1 protein-coding gene and 1 pseudogene are annotated in these 573 nt (G+C 36.5%); both read right to left on the minus strand.

Going from position 1 to position 573, the window contains the following annotated elements:
- A partial coding sequence (locus tag I656_RS0117350) for a helix-turn-helix domain-containing protein (RefSeq protein WP_033007066.1) occupies window positions 1-113 on the minus strand: 113 nt, incomplete at its 3' end.
- Between the two features lie 12 nt (window positions 114-125).
- Window positions 126-518, minus strand: a pseudogene (gene tnpA / locus I656_RS18510) (IS200/IS605 family transposase).
- Window positions 519-573 lie beyond the last annotated feature (55 nt).

The raw sequence follows: 573 nt of genomic DNA on the forward strand, positions 1-573 counted from the left end.
CGCTCTTCAAGCATTTTGTTGTAAACGAAACGGACACAGCCGAAGGTTTTGGCGAGCCGTTGTTCTTGTTCTTTTGTTGGGTATAGACGGAACTGATAGGCTTTGTTTGCCATATCGACACCACATCACTTCATACCTTGATTTTCTATATATTTTTTTATTCCTTCAATGGGCGCACCACCCGTTGTAAGCAGGCAAAAGTTTCTTGACCAAAAATATTCTTTCCACAGTTTTCTTTTCACTTGCGGAAAATGCTTTTTGATCAGTCGAGAACTTGCACTTTTATAGGCATTGATGAACTTTGATCATTCACGATTTGGATGTGCTTTGAACAAAATATGCACATGGTCCATATCGTGATTCCATTCGACCAAGGAAATATTGTAATTTTTACCCAATCTCACAAACATATCTTTTGCATAGTCAGATATGGTATCATCAATCACTGGTCTGCGATATTTTACAACCAGAAGATCATACAACAGGAACACTGAATGGTTATTATTGTCTAATTTCATTGATACAACAGCCTTTCATTTTTCTAAAACTGACTATATCATAACACACAAAAAA

It is taken from the genome of Geobacillus sp. WSUCF1 (assembly GCF_000422025.1).
Lineage (GTDB): Bacteria > Bacillota > Bacilli > Bacillales > Anoxybacillaceae > Geobacillus > Geobacillus zalihae.